Annotated in this window: 5 protein-coding genes; 4 read left to right on the top strand and 1 reads right to left on the bottom strand. The window is 72.7% G+C overall.

Annotated features, from left to right (window positions below; genetic code table 11):
* The 3 genes from AB0F10_RS44830 to AB0F10_RS44820 form a co-directional block, all read left to right on the top strand.
* On the top strand, positions 1-582 hold a 582-nt coding region (locus AB0F10_RS44830; protein WP_360640612.1), incomplete at its 5' end, for a helix-turn-helix domain-containing protein.
* A 103-nt stretch (positions 583-685) separates the two neighbouring features.
* Entirely contained in the window at positions 686-1,342 is a 657-nt protein-coding gene (locus AB0F10_RS44825) for a DUF6230 family protein (protein WP_360640610.1), read from the top strand.
* A gap of 34 nt (positions 1,343-1,376) precedes the next feature.
* Positions 1,377-2,258 carry a hypothetical protein gene (locus AB0F10_RS44820; RefSeq protein WP_360640608.1) on the top strand — a complete coding sequence of 294 codons (882 nt, stop codon included), beginning with the start codon at positions 1,377-1,379 and terminating at the stop codon, positions 2,256-2,258.
* Between the two features lie 50 nt (positions 2,259-2,308).
* Here AB0F10_RS44820 and AB0F10_RS44815 read toward each other — a convergent pair whose 3' ends face one another.
* Positions 2,309-2,938, bottom strand: a complete 630-nt coding sequence (locus tag AB0F10_RS44815; RefSeq protein ID WP_360640606.1) for a TetR/AcrR family transcriptional regulator — start codon at positions 2,936-2,938, stop codon at positions 2,309-2,311.
* Positions 2,939-3,155: 217 nt separating this feature from the next.
* Here AB0F10_RS44815 and AB0F10_RS44810 point away from each other — a divergent pair.
* On the top strand, positions 3,156-3,480 hold a 325-nt coding region (locus tag AB0F10_RS44810), incomplete at its 3' end, for an RICIN domain-containing protein (RefSeq protein WP_360640604.1).

Raw genomic sequence — 3,480 nt, 5'->3', positions numbered from 1 at the left:
GTGGGCGACCCCGCGCGGCTGCGTCCGGCGGGCCGCCGGCTGGCGGCCGCGGGCGGGGTCAGCGGTACGGTCGGCGGCCGGCTGGCCGCGCTCACGCCCCGGCTGCCGGCCCGCTGCGACACGAACCTGCTGGTGGTCGCGGCCCCCGCCGGGCCGCTGCGCGAGCTCCCCGCGGTGTACGGGCTCTGCCTGGCCGCCCTGCCGCTCGCGGCCCGTTCCCCGCGCCGTGGCCTGCACCTGCTGGTCGACCACGCCGCCGATCTCGCCCTGGCGGCCCAGCCGCTGCTGGCCGGCCTGAACAGCGGCGCGGTCCTCGGCGAGCTGCGGCCCGCCGACGACTTCCACCGGGAGCTGGCGTCGACCGCGCTGGCCTATCTGGACCACGGTCAGCGCCTGGATCACACCGCAACGGCCCTGCACGTGCACCCGAACACCGTCCGCTACCGGCTGCGCCGCCTGCACGAGCTCACCGGCGTGCCGGTCGTACCGGGCGAGCCGGGGGACACCCGGACCGTGCTGGAGCTGCTGAAACTGTGGTGGGCGCTGCGAACCTGGCTCGAACCGCCCGCCATTGCCCGATAGGCATCCGTCGGCTTCAATGCTTGACGATGCATTGCGACCGGGGTTAGCGTGCCTCCAATCCAGAACAAACACCTTTTCTGGATCATTGCCTGGGGGAGATCCGATGCATGCTTCCCATCAAACCGTCAGCTATGGCCGCACCCGCTGGGGCCGGTTCGGGATCCTGTTCGGGCTGTGCGCCGCCGCGGTGCTCGGCGTGCTGACCATGATGTCCAACGGCGCGCTGGCGGCCTCGTTCTCCGTGTCCGGCCAGCAGTTCAAGGTCGGCGCGGACCGGCTCGAGGCGACCGGCTTCGTGCAGTACGGCACGGTCGACGCCCGCACCGAGCCGGGCAGCGACCCGCCGTCGCAGACCCCGGAGCCGGTCGCGGTCTCGGCCATGAAGACCGCGAAGCTGACCAACCTCTGTCAGTCGGTCGTCACCGACCTCGGCGACTTCGGCTCGGTGACCCTGAAGATCAGGGCCGGCACCGGCAAGAACCCGGTGACCGCCACGAACATGGTGGTCGACATGAGCGCGCTGGACGGCAACGCCAGCTTCCGCGGCATGGAGATCGGCCGGGACGCGTCCACGCTGGACAAGGGCCCGGTCAACGACCCGGCCGAGGTCGCACAGCGCCGCCAGGGCTTCTTCAGCCAGCAGGCCGACACGGTCGTCATCACCGACCTGAAGCAGGTGGCCTGGGCGACGACCGCCGGCGAGTTCAACCTCACCGGGCTGTCCCTGCGGCTGCGCTGGGGCAAGGACGAATGCTTCTGAGCCCGTTACCTCGACACGATCAAGGGAGATCGAGATGGTCCGCACCCGTTCCCGTACCGCTCGCCGGTCGGCGCTGGTCGCCGTCGCCGTCCTGACGGGCGCCGGCCTGGCGGCCCTGCAGGCCGGACCCGCGCAGGCCGCCGCCGCGACCACGGTCGGCCCGGCCGGGCACAGCTACACCGCCTCGCTGGTGGCGGGCAGCACCGCCGTCTTCAAGGTCAGCACCACCACGGTGACCTGCAACCAGTCGTCGAACGGCGGCGCGGTTCCCGCCGAGCCGGCCAACACCAGCGCCGACGGCCCGGTCGTCTCGGCGCTGACCCCGGCGCTCTTCACGAACAACGGCGGGGCCTGCCCCACCAATGTCCTGTTCACCACCGCCCGCACGGTCTCCAACTCGACAAACGGCGACTGGACCATCGCGCTGCAGTACGACCCGGCCGGTTCCGTCGGCACCATGACGATCCCGAAGGGCGGCGTGGTAACCACGATCTCGGGCCTCGCGTCCTGCGTGGTCACCGTGGCACCGGACGGGCCCGCGTCGGTCAGCGGACCGTGGGTCGACGGCACCGCGGCGAGCGCGCCGGTGCTCGACTTCTCGGCCGGCGTCTCCCTGCCGATCCGGGTCACCGGCGGGCTGACCTGCCCGACCGGCTCGACCTCGGCGACGTTCACCGCCCGCTACGCGGTCACCGACACGACCGACGCGGCCCAGCAGATCACCGTCTCGGCGGCCGCCGCCCCCGAGCCCACCGATACCCCGACGGCGGAGCCGACCCCGACCGTGGAGCCGACCCCGACCGTGGAGCCGACCCCGACCGTGGAGCCGACCCCGACCGTGGAGCCGACCCCGACCGTGGAGCCGACCCCGACCGACGAGCCGACCCCGACGGCGGAGCCCACCCCGACGGAGTAGCCCGTCACCCGCGCGCAACGGGTCCGTCCCGCCGGCAGGCGGGGCGGACCCTACTGACCGGCGGCGGCGCGCGCCGCGGCCGTCGGGCCCAGGAACGGGACGACGACCAGATAGGTCAGGGCCGGCAACTGCTCGGGCAGCTCCGCGGCCCGGCCCGTCGACACGAAGTCGTAGATGACGCCGTAGACACCCGCGATGACGGCGTCGACCACCCCGGCCGGGACCGGCGGCGTGCCGGCCCGGTGCGGCGCCTCGGTGAAGAACACCGTGTAGGCGTCCAGCAGCCGGCGGCGGCAGGCCCGGGCCCGGGGTCCCGCGGCGAGCACCTCGACGACCGCGAGCGAGGCGAAGGCCGGCTCCGCGGCCAGGATCCGGACCAGGGTGTCCAGCCCGTGGTGCATCCGCAGCGGCCAGGCGGCGGGCCGGGCGTAGGACTCCGCCACGGCGCGCTGCAGCAGCGAGACACCCAGGTCGAAGGCGGCCAGGAAGCACGCCTCCTTGTCCACGAAGTGCTGATAGAACGCGCGTGTGGACACTCCGGCGGCCGCGCAGACATCGCCGAGCGAGGCATTCGCGTAGCCGCGTTCGGCGACCGTGCGGGCCATCGCGTCGATGAGCCGGTCGCGCTGGGTCCGGCTGACGAACTCGCGCGGAAGATCGTGGCGGCCTCGTGGCAGCAATCGGTCCGGATCGGTGGCCGACCGCGATCCCGGAATGCGCTGATCGAAACGAGCCGCCTCGGACACCCTGTTTTCCTCCACTGTCGCCGCTGCGGCTCAGCCTAGAGCAAATGCCCGCGCCGAAACGCGAATGGCGATTCGCCCGATATCACCGAATGGAAAGGGTTCTGCGGATAACGTGCGATGCGACCGAGGCCCTTGTCCGAAAGGTACTGTCATGTCAGTTCGCCGCCGTTTCCTGTCCACCGCGGTGACCGTTCTGCTCGCCGCCGGGCTGCTGGTGCCGGGCGCCGCCGCCGAGGCCGGGCCGCCGCCGGGCCCGACCGACGCCATCAACGGATTCCTGCTGATCAACGCGGGCAGCCGGAGGTGCCTGCGGGTCGCCGCCGGCACCGGTCTCGCCGTGCAGGGTCCGTGCCAGGCGGATGCGTTCTCGCTGTGGCGGATCCGGCTCGTCACCCTGGACGCGCGCTTCCAGATCCAGAACGTGCGCAGCGGCGGCTGCCTGAGCGCCTCCGGCGGCGCCCGGGTCGTGCAGTACC

This window comes from Actinoplanes sp. NPDC026623, from assembly GCF_040638275.1.
In the GTDB taxonomy this organism is placed as follows: Bacteria; Actinomycetota; Actinomycetes; order Mycobacteriales; family Micromonosporaceae; genus Actinoplanes.
Note: the sequence above shows the minus strand (reverse complement) of the source record. Positions and strands in the feature narration are given on the sequence as shown.